Below are 17487 nucleotides of genomic sequence, written 5' to 3'. Positions count from 1 at the left end.
CGTAATTTCTAAAAACATATGCACTATTCAAAAGCACTGAATGGAACTTGATAAGCTGGTTTTTTCCACACTTTAACCACGTCTCCCGCTTGATCATTATCAATCACAAACGATCCGTTACTATACCGATCACTAATACTTAATTCCATTGGATGATGGACAGATACGTGATTTTGATCAGTTTGTAGTATGACTTCATCAGTTGGACTAATTTCAACAAAGCCAGCTACTCGATGCGGCTTTCCTTTTAATTCTCTTAACATAACCTGGCCTCGTTTAGCACGTTTGAGTTGCTCAAATTCAGTTAAACGCATCCGTTTCATCGCACCACGTTGCGTCACTAATGTTAAAAATGTTTGATCCGTTTCACCATTTATAACCATTCCACTTACAATGACTTCATCTTCTTTCAAGTTCATCGCTTTAACACCTGCAGCACGCTGAGAAACTGGCGTCACTTCTGCTTCGTTATAACGTAATCCATATCCTCTGTCACATACAACAAACACATCTTGTAAACCATTTGAGACTTGAACATTTAATAATTCATCATCAGCTTTTAAGTTGATGCCCACTAAAGGTTTTGAATACCTTTGAGCCTCATATAATGACAGTTCACTTCGCTTGATCATGCCATTTTTAGTAAAGAAGATTAAATAATTTGGGATCGAAAAGTCTCGAACAGGGATTGCTTGAACGATTTTTTCTTCTGCTTCAATCGATACAATATTCGATACATGCTGGGCAAGATCTTTCCACCTTATATCAGGCAACATATGGACAGGCATGTATAAATACCGTCCGCGATTAGTGAAAAGAAGTAATGTATCGGTTGTATTAATTTCAAATAAACCGATTAAATGGTCATCATCTTTTAACGCTAAGTCTTCTTCATTGGAAGCCGCATAAGACCTTAAACTTGTTCGTTTCACATAACCCTGTTCTGTAACAGAAGCTAATACATCTTCACTTGCCACTGTGACTTCTAAATTAATTTTTATTTCTTCAACTTCTTTTTCAATTGATGTTAATCTCGGTGTTTTAAAACGTTTCTTAACCGATTTTAAATCTTGTTTGATCACTTGTTTAAGCTTTTTATCATCATTAATAATCGATGACAGTTCTTCAATGGATTGATCCAATTGCGCTTTTTCTTCTTCAAGTGCTGTAATATCTGTATTAGTTAAGCGATACAATTGTAAGTTAACAATCGCTTCTGCTTGTTCTTCTGAGAAATGAAATTGATGAATAATATTTGATTTGGCATCTTGTTTATTTTCACTGCCTCTTATAATAGCAATTAATTCATCCAGTACAGAAATGGCTTTGATCAAACCTTCAACAATGTGATAACGTTTTTCTGCTTTATTCAAATCATACTTTGATTGACGCATCACAACTTCTTCTTGGTGCTCAATGTAGGCTTCTAATAACTGGGCTAAACTTAATTGTCTAGGCGCTTTATCTTTTATTGCGACCATATTAAAATGATATGTGACTTGTAGGTCTGTATGCTTATAAAAGTAATTTAAAACGCCTTGGCTATCTGCATCTTTTTTCAATTCAATAACGATACGCATGCCTTCACGATCTGTTTCGTCACGAACTTCGGCAATCCCTTCAACTTTACGGTCAATTTTCAGTTCATCCATTCGCTTGACCATAGCTGCCTTATTGACTTCAAACGGGATTTCATCAATCACAATTTGTTCACGGTTACCACGTAATGGCTCAATATTTGCTCGACCTCTGACAACAACTTTACCTTTGCCAGTCTTATAAGCATTTTTGAGCCCTTCTTCACCTTGAACGATACCACCCGTTGGAAAGTCAGGTCCTTTTAAAATTGTCATCAATTCTTCTATCGATGTTTCAGGTTTGTCGATCTTTTTAATGACTGCATCGATTACTTCTTCTAAATTGTGAGGTGGAATATCTGTCGCATAACCGGCTGATATACCTGTTGAACCATTGACTAATAAATTTGGAAAACGTGCTGGCAACACAACAGGCTCATCAATCGTGTCATCAAAGTTTGGAATGTAATCCACTGTATCTTTTTCTATATTGCGAATTAATTCACTTGAAATTGCAGATAGACGCGCTTCTGTGTAACGCATGGCTGCGGGGGGATCTCCGTCTACACTTCCGTTATTACCGTGCATTTCAACCAATACATTTCTTACTTTCCAGTCTTGACTTAATCGAACCATCGCTTCATATACAGAACTGTCACCATGCGGGTGATAGTTACCAATTACGGTTCCTACTGTTTTTGCTGATTTTCTAAAACCTTTATCATGTGTATTCTTTTCTTCATGCATGGCATACAAAATTCTTCTTTGTACAGGTTTTAGACCGTCTCTTGCATCAGGCAAGGCACGGTCTTGAATAATGTATTTACTATATCGACCAAATCGGTCACCTATCACTTCTTCTAATGGCAAATCTAAATAATTTTCAGTTGCTGCCAAAACACTTCCTCCTCAACCTTAACTATGGATATTCTCATTATCGATAATATTTGTTTCTTGACCTAATCCAAATTCAACATGTGATTCGATCCATTTACGTCGTGGGGCAACTTTATCTCCCATTAACGTGGTCACACGTCTTTCAGCTCTAGCCAAGTCATCAATTGTGACACGAATTAACGTTCGTGTTTCAGGACTCATCGTCGTTTCCCAAAGTTGGTCTGCATTCATCTCACCAAGACCTTTATAGCGTTGTAACACATAACCACTTTTCAATTCAGAAATCGCTTCTTTCATTTCATCATCATTCCAAGCGTATTTCACTTTTTCTTTTTTGCCTTTTCCTTTTGAAATTTTATATAAAGGGGGGAGTGCAATATAAACTTTACCGTTCTCAATCAACTCACGCATATAACGATAAAAGAAAGTCAGTAGTAACACTTGAATATGTGCACCGTCCGTATCAGCATCTGTCATAATGACGATTTTGTCATATTGAACATCTTCTAAATTAAAATCACCGCCAACACCAGCACCTATCGTATGGATGATTGTCGAGATTTCTTCGTTTTTTAATATATCCTCTAATTTTGCTTTCTCCGTATTGACGACTTTACCTCTTAATGGCAATACAGCTTGGAATTTCCGATCACGGCCTTGTTTTGCAGACCCTCCTGCTGAGTCACCCTCTACTAGATAAAGTTCATTACGATCTGGCTTTCTGGATTGAGCAGGCGTTAATTTTCCACTTAATAACGCATCTTTTCTCTTTTTCTTTTTCCCTGAACGGGCGTCTTCTCTCGCTTTACGAGCAGCCATTCTCGCTTCTTTAGCACGAACGGATTTCTTTAATAACATGTGAGCCGTCTCAGGATTTTCTTCTAAAAAGTAAGCCAATTTCTCTGAAACAATTGCATCAACAACCGAACGCGCTATAGATGTTCCTAGTTTACTTTTCGTTTGCCCTTCAAATTGTAGACTCTCTTCCGGAATGCGAATCGATACAATCGCTGTAAACCCTTCTCGAATATCATTACCTTCTAAATTTTTATCCTTTTCCTTTAATAAACCATTTTTTCGAGCATATTCATTAAACACACGAGTCATGGCTGTTCTTGCACCAGACTCATGAGTTCCTCCGTCTTTTGTTCGAACATTATTGACAAATGACAACATACTTTCTGCGTAGCCATCATTAAATTGAAAAGCAAAATCAACTTCAATTGACTGTTGCTCCCCTTCAAACGAAACGACCGGGTGAAGCGTATCTTTTTCTTCATTCAAATAATCAACAAAAGAGGTTAATCCTTCTGGGTATTGATACGTTTCTTCTACATCTTCATTTTCATCAATTAACGTAATCGCAATCCCTTTTAATAAAAAGGCTGCTTCTCTCAGTCTTTCTGATAAAATGTCATATTGGAAAACAGTTGATTGAAAAATAGATGGATCTGGTTTAAACCAGATTGACGTTCCTGTCTTTTTCGTTTTACCAATTTGCTTTAAAGGCCCTTGAGGCATTCCGCCGTTAGCAAATGTTTGCTGCATGATTTTACCGTCACGGTGAATCGTCACAGTTAATTTTTCAGACAAGGCGTTTACAACCGAAGCACCTACACCATGAAGCCCTCCTGAAGTTTTATAGCCACCTTGACCGAATTTTCCACCTGCATGAAGAACGGTCAAAATAACTTCAGGTGTTGATTTTCCAGATGGGTGCGTTCCAATCGGCATGCCTCGTGCTTCATCACTAACGGTAATGCTATGATCACGATGGACTTGTACCTTTATCTCTTCTCCAAAACCGGATAACGCCTCATCGACCGCATTATCCACTATTTCAAAGACAAGGTGATGGAGTCCTCTCGCATCGGTTGAACCGATGTACATACCCGGCCTTTTACGAACAGCTTCTAAACCTTCTAATACTTGAATTGAATCATCTGTATAATTTGTATTTAATTTACTCACACTACGTACTCCTTCCGGTCGATCGAACGAACGTTTGCATATCTTTACTGTTTTAGTATAGCACGAAAAATCATGCTTCGCCTTATCTATATCCACAAAGATAACAGCTTAACTAAATAGAGCGTAGGCTCTATTTAATTAAACCGTCAATCTATATTATTTCATCACTTCATGGTAAGCGACTTTGATACATTCATCCATAATGATCTCCATATCATCTTTAAAATCCTTATAAACGGACTTATCAATAACATCAAGTTGTCCCCATAAAACTGAAGCGCCGATGTCTTTTGCTTCTTTGGCGACATCATATAAGTAGATTGATTGTCTAAAAACATTCACAATATCTACCTTTTCTTCGATCTCACTTAATTTAGAATAAGCTGTCTCACCTAAAGCCGATTCAATGTTAGGATTGACAGGTATAATACGGTATCCAGCGTCCTGCATTACTTTTGATACTTGATGAGACGTTCTGTTTTCTTTATCACTTAAACCAACAACAGCAATCGTTTTTGCTTCGGTTAACACTTCTTTTAATTTTTTATCAGATGGATGTTTGTATCTCATCACACAACACTCCTTTTTAAAACGTTCTAATGACAGTTTACGCACATTTAACGAATGAGGTCAACTAAATTCAGGAGAAAAGGTTCCATTTATGCTCTACATTTTCTCGTGTATACAAAATCAATTCATATTTGTTTAATTTTCAACAAAATTTATTACCTGGTCATAAAAGTATTTGTATAATGAATATTACATGTTAAAATATAAAAGTTACTATGATTTATGAAATGAGGTTCTAAAATGGAAATGTATGTAATGTTAATTATACTAGCGTATTTAATCGGTTCAATCCCTTCTGGTTTAATCGTTGGGAAACAATTTTATCAAATAGATATCCGTGAACATGGAAGTGGAAATCTAGGTGGTACTAACGCTTTTCGCGTTCTCGGCAAAAAACCAGGCCTCATCGTCACACTTGCAGATATTTTAAAAGGTACACTTGCAGCATCTCTCCCTTTAATTTTTAATCAACCTGAAATAAGTGGTTTAGTGATCGGTATTGCCGCAGTTGTCGGTCACATGTTTCCAATTTTCGCTAAGTTCAAAGGTGGCAAAGCCGTCGCAACATCGGGTGGTATGATTTTGGGTGTCAGTCCTTTTATTTTTGTTGTCATACTAGCAACTTTTTTCGTATCTCTTTATTTAAGTAAATACGTATCGCTATCATCGATTATAACATGTATAGTAGCTGTGATAACGGCTTCTGTTATGAGAGACACAGGACTTGTTATCCTGACATTAATTTTAACTATTTTCATTGTTTATCGCCATACCGCTAATATTAAACGGATTAAAAATGGTACAGAACCTAAAATCACATGGTTATAATTTTAGTAGCACTAGTCTCATGATTCGTAGACTAGTGTTTTTTTATATGAAAAACAAATAAATTGAATAACACGTTCGCATTAAGTATACTTTGTACTAGATAATTGTCGAAAAGGAGTCTTTATATGTACAAAAAAACATTACCATCAAAACCATTAAGACATAAATTGTTCGGTTCCGTACAGCCTGGAGAAAAGACAAAACCGACTAAAAAAAGCGAGATGCCTGATTTACAAAACTCGAACGATGACTTTTTATTCGATTTAGACGCTGTAGGGATCACGAATGTTAAACATCCTATACAAATTAATAGTCAGATGAAACCTTTAAATCAAACGTCAATTGCAACATTTAGTTTCTCTTCTTCACTCAAGCAAGATAGTAAAGGTACAAATATGAGTCGCTTTACAGAAGAGCTTGACCACCAAGCTCAAAGTGGAACATTAACAACGGACCTCAGTGACCTAAAGGATTTTGCAAAGAAACTAACTAAACGATTAAAAGCTGAAGACTTGCACATGAACATCACAGTTCCTTGGTTTTTCGAGCGTTCTGCTCCAGATTCTAACCGTAGTGGTCTTAACCATGCGGATTTAACAATAGACATCGACTACACATTACCTAATCAGTTCACGATCGAAGTGGGACTTAGCGCAACTATTACGACACTTTGTCCTTGTTCTAAAGAAATAAGTGAATACAGCGCTCATAATCAGCGTGGTGTCGTCACGACATCCGTTCAATTAAATGCTGATTTTAACGAAGAGACGATCGATTGGAAAAAAGAACTGCTCGATGCAGCAGAATCCAATGCAAGTGCAATCATTCATCCTGTTCTTAAACGTCCTGATGAAAAAATGGTGACAGAAACAGCTTATGAGAACCCACGATTCGTTGAAGATATGGTTCGATTAGTTGCTGCTGACCTCTATGAAATGGATTATGTTGATCAATTCAAAGTCAAATGTCAAAATGAAGAATCGATTCACTTACATGACGCCATTGCTTCTGTTACGTATGATAAAAGAGGGAGTTAAATGTTAAAAAAACTTTTATTAAGCATAATTAGTGGTTACCAACGTTATATTAGCCCTATGAAACAACCGAGTTGTCGTTTTCAACCCACTTGTTCTACTTATGGTAAAGAAGCGATTACACGGTTTGGTGCTTTTAAAGGTGGATGGATGACAATTATTCGAATCTTAAAATGTCAGCCACTCCATCCAGGAGGGTTCGATCCCGTTCCGGCCCCTAAAGAAAAGAAAGCAAAAGAGAACCGAGACTGATCATTTAATGTGATCAATTCTCGGTTTTTTTGCTCTTACAAATTAAAACGTCTTATATGTGAATCGAGTTCCATTTGTTCTAAAACGTGCTTTTGAACGGGTCCCATTAGATCAAAATGTGGGTATTTTGATCGGTGATCAATCCATTCTTTTTTGAGGTTGAACTGATAGCCCCACTCAATTAAATAATTGATATCTCGACACCCTACTTTGGTAACAGTCGAGACATCTGGAAAACGTTCATCATACCAGTAATGTGTTAAGAAAGCTAATTCATTTTTTGCAACACGCGCTTTCCAGTCTTTTAACTCTTGTTTCGTAATACCAAAAGCCATTTATTCATCACCTTGTTGAGCTTGCATGTATTTTTCATGCCATTCTGGAAATTGTCTGCGTACGGAAACAGGTCTAAAATTATCTTTTTTAACAACAACATGATCCGTTGTTCCGTGGAGTGCGACTTCATTACGCTCGTTTATGACTTCATAACCATATGTTGTTCGCAACCCATCATAATAGTCGATCCACGTTTTAACGTATGCTGTTTCGCCATACCGGACAGGCACTTTATAGTGGAGATCGACATGTGTAACAGGTGATACGACACCTTCTTCTTCCATTTTCTTATAAGACAAACCTAACCCATGAATAAACTCTGTTCGACCAATTTCTAACCAAACTAAGTAATTAGCATGATACACAACGCCCATTTGATCTGTTTCTTGGTACCTAACCTGTATAGGTGTCGTTACGGTATACATATCACGAATTGTCTCCCTTCACTGTTTCCCAAGCCTTTTTAACATCTTCAGCTGAGAGTTTTGTCATTTCTTTTTCTTCATTACTTTCTATAACTCTTAGTGCCTGATATTGAATCGCTTCTTCAACTAAATTAACGACAAACCGACCATTCCCATTAACAGAACCTCCTGAGTATTGACTATATAAATAGTGAACTGCATCATCAGTTAATTGGTAATTATAGTTTTGAACGTGATAGTGCGTCATATCCAGTAATTCATCTTGGGCATAATCTTGAAATTCGAAATACTTTTTAAAACGGGAAGAAAGCCCAGGATTACTATCAATAAAACGTTTCATATCTTGCTTGTAGCCTGCTAAAATAACAACTAAATTATCATTATGTTTTGTCATTTCATCAACTAAAGTATCAATGGCCTCTTTTCCAAAATCATTTTCACCTCTATAAAGGGAATACGCTTCGTCAATGAATAAAACCCCACCAAGGGCTTCTCTAATTTTATTCTTCGTTTTGATCGCTGTTTGACCAACATAACCAGCAACCAAATCACTTCTAGACGCTAGCACAAAATGACCTCTTTTTAATAAACCACACTCTTTTAACATCTTAGAGTAAATTTTAGCTACCGTTGTTTTTCCTGTTCCTGGATTACCAGAAAACACAGCGTGTAATTGTATTGGAACCATCGGGTGACCTTGATCTTTTCTTGATTGTTGAATTTGGACAAACGATGATAACTTTTTCACTTCTTGTTTAATGTTATTAAGTCCGATTAGTTGCTCCAATTGTTCCATAGGTGGAACGTCTTCTTTATCATCAGACATAACAGCGAGATCTTTTGATTCGATGCGCATATGGTCAAGCCAATGATCATCTGATTCGACACTGATCATCGACCCCTTCTTAAATATGGCTTTCATAACAAGATCTCTGACCGTTCTCGCGTTTCCAAATGTATCGTCAACTTTAGCGCGCTCAATAAGCCCATAAAAATGATTTAATGCTGTCTCCGTAAAGAAATAATCGTTATCAAGTGCTGTGGCTTCAGCAATTTCCAATAATTCTTCCATCTTAAAATCAGGCAAACTAATTGAATTCTGTTCAGGAAAACGACTTCTAAGACCTGGATTTGACCATAGAAAATGGCGCATTTCTTCTGGATAACCAGCTAAAATAACGGCAAATTTATTTGCATACTCTCCACTTGTCATAGCTGACACAAGTGTATCAATAACCGCTTGTCCATAATCACCACCACTTGCATCTTCACGCTTAAGACTATAAGCCTCATCGATAAATAAGACGCCACCTACAGCTTCTCTTATATAGTTCATCGTATTCTCTTCGCTTTGACCTACATAAGAACCAACTAAGTGTGAGCGATTAACCTCAATCACTTCTTTCGATTCAAGTAAACCTAATTCATGATAGATTTCAGCTAAAAGACGCGCAATCGTTGTTTTACCTGTCCCTGGATTACCGGTAATAATCATATGCAAACCAGGTTCATCCACCATTTGAAATCCAATCGATTTTCGATCCTGCTGATACTTCAAATAGTGATAATACTGGTTCATATACGTTTTAACTTGATTAAGACCCACCATTTCTTCTAATTTTTGCAAGGGGGATTGTCTTATTTCATGACCGAAACCTTTAGGGAACGCATCAATAAATTGATCTAACAAAACAGAAACTTGCTTAATTGTCTGATTGATTGACTTTGTCGGCATCCCCGTTCGCTTATTTTGAAGCAATTCGTAACTATCTTCCAATAATGTTTTTAATTCGGACAATTTATGCGTCAAATCACGGTATAAAAAGCCAAGCTCTGATTTTGAAGAGCTGTCATTTGCTTCATACGATTCAACGAAATCATTAAATCGATTAATTTGCTCCAGCCACTCACTCATTTTTTTCTTTTTTGCTTGATCAAAATCTGTCTCTCGTATTGACCACTCACTGACGGTTAAATTCATCAATTCATTTTTAATTCTATGATAATGCATGACAGATTGTATTTCTGTCAAGGTCGGTAACTGCTCATCGTATTGAGCTGCTTTATCAAGTAATTTTTCAGATAAGTTATCGGATTGTTTATGTCGCATTAAACGATGATAAACGAGCAATACATGCAAATTTCCAATCGCCTGATGAGATAGATCATGAGATTCTTCTCTAATTTGATCAAGTGTTCTTAAAACATCGATTTCATTATAGGGTGGTTCTTTTATTAATTGATCCCATTCAATAATCGAATCATTATTTACTTTAGATAAAATTGTATAATTCGTCACAAAAATAGCTCCCTTCCATCCCTATATAGTTTAGCATAGATAAGATTTGAGTGGCAATTTGTTCACATACACCTATTTCCAAATAAAAGAGCACTCAATGTAATGAGTGCCCTTTTTTCTTTCTATTTAAGCTAATTTTTGACGTAAAACCATTTGTAAGATACCACCGTGACGGTAGTAATCAATTTCTACTTCACTGTCAAAGCGAGCAGTCGCATAGAATGTAGTCGTTTTTCCTTCTTCATCTGTTGCAGTTACACGAACTTTTTCATTTGGCGAAACATTTTCATCAATATCTACTTTAATCGTTTCACGACCTGTAAGTCCAAGTGAATCAGCACTTTCACCATCTTCAAATTGAAGTGGTAACACACCCATCATAACTAAATTACTACGGTGTATACGCTCATAACTTTGAGCAATAACGGTTTTAATCCCTAAAAGTTTTGTCCCTTTAGCAGCCCAATCACGAGAGGAGCCCATACCATAATCATGTCCGGCAACAACAACAAGACCTGTTTCATCCTCTTGATACTTCATCGCAGCATCATAAATTGACATTACTTCTTCAGATGGCCAATAAGTCGTATAACCACCCTCTGTACCAGGTGCCAATTGGTTTTTAATTCGAATGTTACCGAATGTACCACGCATCATCACTTCATGGTTACCACGTCTAGAACCGTATGAATTAAAGTGTCGTGGTGTGACACCTTTTTCTTGCAGGTAACGCCCTGCTGGCATGTCTTTTGCAATCGCACCAGCTGGTGAAATATGGTCTGTTGTAACAGAGTCACCAAACTTACCAACAATACGCAAATCACTTAGTGGTTTAACTGGCTCTTTTTCTTTTGATAATGACTCGAAAAATGGTGGGTTTTGAATATATGTTGATTCTGAATCCCATTCGTACAATGGTTCATCTGTCGTTTCAATTGCATTCCATTTTTCATTCGAGTTGAAGATGTTTTCGTATTCTTTCTTGAAAATCTCTGGTGTAACAACTTTACTTACTTCATCACGAATTTCTTCTAATGAAGGCCATAGATCATCAAAATATACAGGCTCATTAGACGCATCATAACCTAATGGCTCATTTTTAAGATCAATATCAACCGTACCTGCTAGTGCATAAGCTACGACGAGTGGTGGTGAAGCTAAATAGTTCGCTTTCACGAGTGGGTGAATACGCCCTTCAAAGTTACGGTTACCTGATAAGACAGATGATACTGTTAGATCATGTTCAATAATCGTATCTTCCACCGCTTTTTCTAAAGGTCCAGAGTTTCCGATACAGGTTGTACAACCATACCCAACTAAGTTAAAGCCAAGTTCTTCTAAATAAGGCATTAAATCCGCATCTTCTAGATAACGGGTTACAACTTTAGAACCTGGAGCGAGTGATGTCTTAACATACTCCGGCACTTCTAAGCCTTTCTTAACCGCATTTCGAGCGAGTAATCCCGAACCTAACATGACATACGGATTCGATGTATTCGTACAAGATGTGATCGCTGCAATCGCTAAAGATCCTGTTTTCATCGTTGATTTTTTGCCATTTGCATGTTTGACTGTTGCTTCTTTTTCAAATTCAGACTCATCTAATCCAAACCCGTGATTACCTGCAGGTGCTGTCACCGCTTTGTTAAATGATGATTGCATGTCAGATAATGTGATTAAATCTTGAGGTCGTTTTGGACCTGAAAGACTTGGTTCTAATTCAGACAAGTTAATTTCAACTAAATCTGTGTATTCAGGATCCGGTGTTTCTGAGTCATACCATAAATTATTCTCTTTACAGTAGCGCTCGACTAATTCAATTTGTTCCTCATCGCGCCCTGTTAATCTTAAGTAATTTAATGCTTCATCATCTACAGGGAAGAAACCACACGTTGCTCCATATTCTGGTGCCATGTTGGAAATAGTCGCTCTATCTGCAAGCGGCATTTCTTTTAGGCCAGGACCAAAATATTCAACGAATTTACCAACGACTTGTTTTTCTCTTAGTACTTGCGTTACTTTTAAAGCTAAATCTGTTGCTGTAATACCATTTGGCATTTCACCTGTGAATTTAACCCCAATAACATCTGGAGCTGGTAAATAAGATGGCTGGCCGAGCATTCCTGCTTCAGCTTCAATACCACCAACACCCCAACCTAATACACCTAGACCATTAATCATCGTTGTATGTGAGTCAGTACCAACTAATGTATCTGGATACACTTCTGTTTCGCCTGAATCATTCTCACTCTGATGAACAACATTAGCAATGTATTCTAAGTTAACTTGGTGGACAATACCCGTAGCAGGCGGAACTGCTCGATAATTATCAAATGCTTTTTGCGCCCAGTTTAAGAATTCATAACGTTCTTTATTTCTTTCAAATTCATATTCCATATTGGTTACTAATGCTTGATTTGTACCAAACTCATCAACTTGTACAGAGTGGTCAATAACAAGATCAACTGGAACTTCTGGATTGATTTTATCTGGCTCTCCGCCCATATCAACCATTGCTTTTCGAAGTGAAGCTAAGTCTACTACTGCAGGCACACCTGTGAAATCCTGCAAAATAACACGTGATGGTTTGAATGGTACATCTGATTTCTCACCCTTACCCCACGTTGCAAGACCCTCTACATGCTCATCTTTTATCGAGCGATCATCGTGTTGTCTTAACAGTGATTCAAGTAAAACACGAACAGAGAATGGAAGTCGACTGATCTTCACCCCACTTAATTTCTCTAAGCCTTTTAATTGATAGTAATGATACGTTTTTCCATTTAAATCAAATGATTTCTTTGTGTTAATTGCCACGATCTCATACCCCCTTGAAAATTAAAAAACGTTACGAATCTTTTTTTGATCGATAGACACGTTTATGTACTTTACTATTTTATAGTAAAACTCGAAATAAGTAAAATAAATCAAAGTTTTAGATTGTATTGAGTTATTCTCAGTAAGATTGTTAAATGAAGATTTGAGTGCACTTATCTGTAGATTAACAAATCCACCTAAAGTGGCTTATAGATCTAAAAAAAACGCCCGATCTCCCAAAACAGTGAATTCCCTATTCATAAGACAAAGACAATTAATGATATAGTTACAGCATTATTCATACCAAAACAGCATGTTAGCGCTTGCAATTGATTCCGCTATTGTATTGATAGTGTTTATTTAGTATATTTGAGGTCTGTGAATGAACGAGAATCAACAAAATGTTAAAGAAAAGGAGTGATTAATTAGTGAAGCCTCATCACGTGCTTACACAATTGAAAGAAAAGAAACATATGATTAAAAATGATCTATTGAGTGGGGTAACTGTTGCGCTAGCCTTAATACCGGAATCTGTCGCCTTCGCCTTTGTCGCTGGTGTCAGTCCTATATTAAGTCTACAAACAGCTGTTATGATTGGATTTATTGCCGCCCTCTTTACTGGACGTCCCGGTATGATTAGTTCCTCAACAGCTGCAATCGCAGTTGTTTTTGCCGCTTTGATTCGGACGCATGGTTTAGATTATTTATTCGCAACAGTCGTTTTAATGGGGATCATTCAAATCACCATTGGAGCTTTGAGATTAGGTAAATTCGCACGAATTATCCCTCACCCCGTTATGTTAGGTTTTTTAAATGGGTTATCGATTGTTATTTTTATCGCTCAATGGGACCAATTTAAAATTAACCAAGTAACTACTGTAAACGGTGTAGAAACAGTAGAACGGGTATGGCTACCTGGAACGGATTTACTGATCATGATCGGTTTTGTTCTATTAACCATGCTCATTATCCATTTTGTTCCTAAAGTCACCCGAGCAGTACCTGCCAGTTTAGTTGCCATTATTAGTTTAACTATTATTTCCGTCGTTTTATCCCGATTAGGTTATCATTTACAGACGGTTCAAGATTTCGCAGGTATGGAGTTACAAGGGTCTTTACCTAGCTTCTATATACCAAGTGTCCCCTTAAACTTTGAAACACTATCGATTATTGCGCCTTATGCGTTTATCGGTGCGCTTGTCGGTTTAACAGAAGCTGTCTTGACCCTTCGCGTCATTGATGAAATGACAAATACACGCGGACGAACGAATAAAGAAATTATCGCTCAAGGTCTGGCGAACTTTGTGAATGGTTTCTTCGGTGGTATGGGTGGTGATGCGATGATTGGTCAATCCATCATTAATGTAAAATCTGGTGGTCGGACACGTCTATCAGCTTTAGTCGCACCCATTACTCTTTTAATTTTCATGTTATTTGGCGCCAGTTTTGTGAATGTCATTCCTCTTGCTGGGTTAGTTGGTGTTATGTTCATGGTAGTTGTCGGGACATTTAAGTGGGAAAGTCTTAAATACGCTGGAAAGATCCCAAGGCAAGATATACTCGTTATTCTTGTGGTAACAGCTCTCACGGTCTTCACTGACTTAGCAACAGCTGTCATTGCTGGTGTCATCGTCTCTGCACTTATGTTCGCTTGGGAAAAAGGACGGGTCATTTATACAAACAATGAATTTGAGTATGATGGATCTAAAATATATAAAATTAATGGCTCTATCTTTTTTGGTTCAGTATTAAACTTTAAAGAACTGTTTACTATTGAAGAGGATCCAGATCACGTCGTTATTGACTTTAAATACGCGAAAGTAATGGATCATTCAGCAATTGAAGCAATTCATGCAATTAATGATCGCTACAAAGATGCTGGTAAGAGAGTGACCTTAATTCGCTTAAGTGATGATTGTAAAAATATCTTTGAAAACGCAAAAGATATTATCCATGTTAATATTGTATCAAATGAAGAAAACCCTACTCGTTATACTTATGTATAATTGTTTAGATTACTAAATAAAATAAGCCGGTCATAATCTCTGATAAGAGAATGACCGGCTTTACCTATACAGCAAACAATGAGGAAATAAATTCTTCATCTGTTCTTTCTTCAGTAACACCTAATAAAATTTAATTTTGGCTGTTTCAATATACTCCGAAATAATCTTTTTAAATAAATCTATTTTTTCACTTGATTCAAAAAAGCTTTTGGGTAAAACGATTGCCTTGTTTTTTGATACATATAACAGAAACATGTCTTTTTGCTCGATTGCTACTTGTATATCATTCCATTCATAATAGTTATTTGATCTTCTAATTTTCTGATGTATACCATCATGACTAAAGATATAATTTATCTCATGTTTAATAAGTTGATCACTTTTGTACTCTTTGATGGCGCGTCTTTTGTTTACTGTTTTTGCAAATAAAGCGAGTAAACTTGAAATTATTAGAGATGGAATGCCTGCAAAAATAAAAATCAAAAACAAATCACCAGACATGGGAATATGAATAATCGCAAACATAGCAACAAAACAGATAATAAAATACATTCTTACTGTTTTCTTTAAATGGTGTGTATTATACATCTTAAAGTCTTCTAACGTTAATTTTCCTTTTATTGAAAGTTCCTGATTAGTACTCAAAAAATCTCCCCTTAAATCCATAAAAATTTAATATTTAAGTAACACCATTACATCTTTACTAAAATATATTACCAAACCAAAAAAGTTGCATAGAAACGTTTCTATGCAACTTTTTATTCATGATCGTGAAGTGGAAGAGATACAATACACGTCGCCCCTTCTGATTCACTTGACTCAACTTTAAACTCTCCATTGTGGTTTTCAATGATACGATTTGTGATCATCAACCCAAGCCCCGTTCCTTCTTCTTTAGTCGTGAAAAAAGGCTCCTTTATCTTATGTAACAGATGCTGAGGAATACCAGGACCTTCATCTTCTATATACACGTTACAGTTATTTTCATTTTGATCGATCGATATATCGATTGTTCCTTCTGACTGCATCGCTTCAATCGCATTTTTCACCAAATTAATAAACACTTGTTTGATTTGTGATCGATCTAGATATAATAGTGCCTCACATGAATTAGAACGAATGATTTCGACGTCATACTGTTTTGCATGGGTTTGCATTAGTGAAATAACTTCATCTACAATCGGCTGAATTTGACAGACCGTTTGATTGTTCGTTAAAGGCTTTGAAATGAACAATAACTCTGATGATATCGATTCAATCTTTTCAATTTCGTCTTTAATTATTTTATAATACTCTCTTTCTCGATCAATACCAGCTTCTAATAGATCAACAAACCCTTTTAAGGATGTTAAGGGGTTTCGAATTTCATGAACAACCCCTGCGGCCAATTGACCGGCGTTCGTTAACTTCTCTGAACGAATTAACATATCTTCGGCTTCTTTTTTGTCACTTATATTATTGATTAAGCTGATATAGATGACTGTTTCATCTGATCTTATGTAAATAGGTTTAACAATCAAATCAACCCATATTGGGCGTTTTGTTGCATTTATAATTTGGAGTGTAAACTGTTTTTGTTCTAGTTTTTGATCACGCATTGAATTTAATATTAAGTCTCTAGATTTTTGTGTAAGTAAGGATAAACCATTCACATTAATCACGTCATTTGAGTCTATTCCTAATACTTTCTTCACAGAGGGGGTGGCATAATGAATTTTACCGACATGTGAACAGACCGTTAACATTTCAAATCCATAGTTTTCAATCCATTCCATGACAGCAGTTGGAAGGTTAGCGAAACAAAAAGATGATGGCATAGTTTCAAGTACGATTGCTTCTTGCATGTCTATATTTAGTTGACTCTTTTTCTTTTCTTGCAAAAACATATGCGCACCTCCTTCGAATCACAAACCTATATCCCATTACTTTACAATAATAACATATTTAATTAAACTATATGAATGAATTTTAGAAATATGTGTTAAGTTATGTGAAACTGTTAACATTTTTGTTAATAAAGTGAAAAAGCTACCTTTTAACTAAATAAATAGAAAAGGTAGCTCATACCTTGCGGGTAAGAGTGTTATCACAACATTCTCTTCATTAACACAACCAAGCTTGATTATAAGAAAATTTGCACCCGCTAACTATTAAAGCGAATGCAAATCTGCCAAATCAATCTATATTGATCGATATTGAGTTAAGATCAGTCAATAATGCTTGCTATTTGCCTTGTTGTTGATTATTCATTGCACGCATCATTTGATTGATCTTCTTCTGTGATGGCTTTTGACCCATCTGCATCATTAAAGTTCTCAACATTTGTTCATTAATCGGTGGATTTTTCTTAAGGTAGTTCATCATATATTTTCTCGCAACGAAGAACCCTAATGCCACTCCGGCTAATAGTGCAACAACTGCGATTAATATAACCCAACCTGTAGCCATAAACGTCTTCCTCCTTCAAATTGTCTC

At 36.4% G+C, this 17487-nt stretch carries 14 protein-coding genes; 4 read left to right on the top strand and 10 right to left on the bottom strand.

Features of this window, described 5'->3' with window-relative positions; translation table 11 throughout:
* Positions 1–23 precede the first annotated feature (23 nt).
* The 3 genes from parC to BLR62_RS03620 all read right to left on the bottom strand — a co-directional run bounded on the left by parC (position 24) and on the right by BLR62_RS03620 (position 5015).
* Entirely contained in the window at positions 24–2474 is a 2451-nt protein-coding gene (parC, locus tag BLR62_RS03630) for a DNA topoisomerase IV subunit A (protein ID WP_090793299.1), read from the bottom strand.
* Between the two features lie 18 nt (positions 2475–2492).
* Positions 2493–4445: a DNA topoisomerase IV subunit B gene (gene parE / locus BLR62_RS03625; protein ID WP_090793296.1), complete on the bottom strand. Its 1953-nt coding sequence runs from the start codon at positions 4443–4445 to the stop codon at positions 2493–2495.
* Positions 4446–4601: 156 nt separating this feature from the next.
* Complete coding sequence (locus BLR62_RS03620) at positions 4602–5015, bottom strand: CoA-binding protein (RefSeq protein ID WP_090793294.1); 414 nt, start codon at positions 5013–5015, stop codon at positions 4602–4604.
* A gap of 246 nt (positions 5016–5261) precedes the next feature.
* Between BLR62_RS03620 and plsY the strand changes: the two genes are divergently transcribed.
* The 3 genes from plsY to yidD all read left to right on the top strand — a co-directional run bounded on the left by plsY (position 5262) and on the right by yidD (position 7129).
* A complete protein-coding gene (gene plsY / locus BLR62_RS03615) occupies positions 5262–5843 on the top strand; it encodes a glycerol-3-phosphate 1-O-acyltransferase PlsY (RefSeq protein ID WP_425438862.1) in 582 nt (193 codons plus the stop codon).
* 125 nt (positions 5844–5968) lie between these two features.
* A complete protein-coding gene (gene folE2, locus BLR62_RS03610; protein WP_090793289.1) occupies positions 5969–6880 on the top strand; it encodes a GTP cyclohydrolase FolE2 in 912 nt (303 codons plus the stop codon).
* Complete coding sequence (gene yidD / locus BLR62_RS03605; RefSeq protein ID WP_090793287.1) at positions 6881–7129, top strand: membrane protein insertion efficiency factor YidD; 249 nt, start codon at positions 6881–6883, stop codon at positions 7127–7129.
* Between the two features lie 35 nt (positions 7130–7164).
* On the opposite strand, the gene BLR62_RS03600 is transcribed toward yidD, so the two are convergent.
* The 4 genes from BLR62_RS03600 to acnA all read right to left on the bottom strand — a co-directional run bounded on the left by BLR62_RS03600 (position 7165) and on the right by acnA (position 13006).
* Entirely contained in the window at positions 7165–7464 is a 300-nt protein-coding gene (locus BLR62_RS03600; RefSeq protein ID WP_090793285.1) for a hypothetical protein, read from the bottom strand.
* Positions 7465–7890, bottom strand: coding sequence for an acyl-CoA thioesterase (locus tag BLR62_RS03595; protein WP_090793282.1), 426 nt, complete (start codon positions 7888–7890; stop codon positions 7465–7467). It abuts the gene before it with no gap.
* A gap of 1 nt (position 7891) precedes the next feature.
* Positions 7892–10189, bottom strand: coding sequence for an AAA family ATPase (locus BLR62_RS03590; RefSeq protein WP_090793279.1), 2298 nt, complete (start codon positions 10187–10189; stop codon positions 7892–7894).
* A gap of 126 nt (positions 10190–10315) precedes the next feature.
* Entirely contained in the window at positions 10316–13006 is a 2691-nt protein-coding gene (gene acnA / locus BLR62_RS03585) for an aconitate hydratase AcnA (protein WP_090793277.1), read from the bottom strand.
* Positions 13007–13434: 428 nt separating this feature from the next.
* On the opposite strand from acnA, the gene BLR62_RS03580 reads away from it, so the two are divergent.
* Positions 13435–15012 carry a SulP family inorganic anion transporter gene (locus BLR62_RS03580; RefSeq protein ID WP_245719386.1) on the top strand — a complete coding sequence of 526 codons (1578 nt, stop codon included), beginning with the start codon at positions 13435–13437 and terminating at the stop codon, positions 15010–15012.
* 120 nt (positions 15013–15132) lie between these two features.
* On the opposite strand, the gene BLR62_RS03575 is transcribed toward BLR62_RS03580, so the two are convergent.
* The 3 genes from BLR62_RS03575 to BLR62_RS03565 all read right to left on the bottom strand — a co-directional run bounded on the left by BLR62_RS03575 (position 15133) and on the right by BLR62_RS03565 (position 17460).
* Entirely contained in the window at positions 15133–15657 is a 525-nt protein-coding gene (locus BLR62_RS03575) for a YcxB family protein (protein ID WP_176759202.1), read from the bottom strand.
* 113 nt (positions 15658–15770) lie between these two features.
* Complete coding sequence (locus tag BLR62_RS03570) at positions 15771–16898, bottom strand: ATP-binding protein (protein WP_090793272.1); 1128 nt, start codon at positions 16896–16898, stop codon at positions 15771–15773.
* Positions 16899–17235: 337 nt separating this feature from the next.
* Positions 17236–17460 (bottom strand): YneF family protein, encoded by a 225-nt coding sequence (locus BLR62_RS03565; RefSeq protein WP_090793269.1) that lies wholly within the window; start codon positions 17458–17460, stop codon positions 17236–17238.
* Positions 17461–17487 lie beyond the last annotated feature (27 nt).

This window comes from Pelagirhabdus alkalitolerans (genome assembly GCF_900096905.1).
In the GTDB taxonomy this organism is placed as follows: Bacteria; Bacillota; Bacilli; order Bacillales; family Amphibacillaceae; genus Pelagirhabdus; species Pelagirhabdus alkalitolerans.
Note: the sequence above shows the minus strand (reverse complement) of the source record. Positions and strands in the feature narration are given on the sequence as shown.

Excerpts from the sequence above, each read along its gene's own strand:
- BLR62_RS03570 (WP_090793272.1), bottom strand. The coding sequence starts at position 16,898 with ATGTTTTTGCAAGAAAAGAAAAAGAGTCAACTAAATATAGACATGCAA.
- BLR62_RS03565 (WP_090793269.1), bottom strand. The coding sequence starts at position 17,460 with ATGGCTACAGGTTGGGTTATATTAATCGCAGTTGTTGCACTATTAGCC.
- BLR62_RS03595 (WP_090793282.1), bottom strand. The coding sequence starts at position 7,890 with ATGTATACCGTAACGACACCTATACAGGTTAGGTACCAAGAAACAGAT.
- plsY (WP_425438862.1), top strand. The coding sequence starts at position 5,262 with ATGTATGTAATGTTAATTATACTAGCGTATTTAATCGGTTCAATCCCT.
- BLR62_RS03620 (WP_090793294.1), bottom strand. The coding sequence starts at position 5,015 with ATGAGATACAAACATCCATCTGATAAAAAATTAAAAGAAGTGTTAACC.
- folE2 (WP_090793289.1), top strand. The coding sequence starts at position 5,969 with ATGTACAAAAAAACATTACCATCAAAACCATTAAGACATAAATTGTTC.
- BLR62_RS03600 (WP_090793285.1), bottom strand. The coding sequence starts at position 7,464 with ATGGCTTTTGGTATTACGAAACAAGAGTTAAAAGACTGGAAAGCGCGT.
- yidD (WP_090793287.1), top strand. The coding sequence starts at position 6,881 with ATGTTAAAAAAACTTTTATTAAGCATAATTAGTGGTTACCAACGTTAT.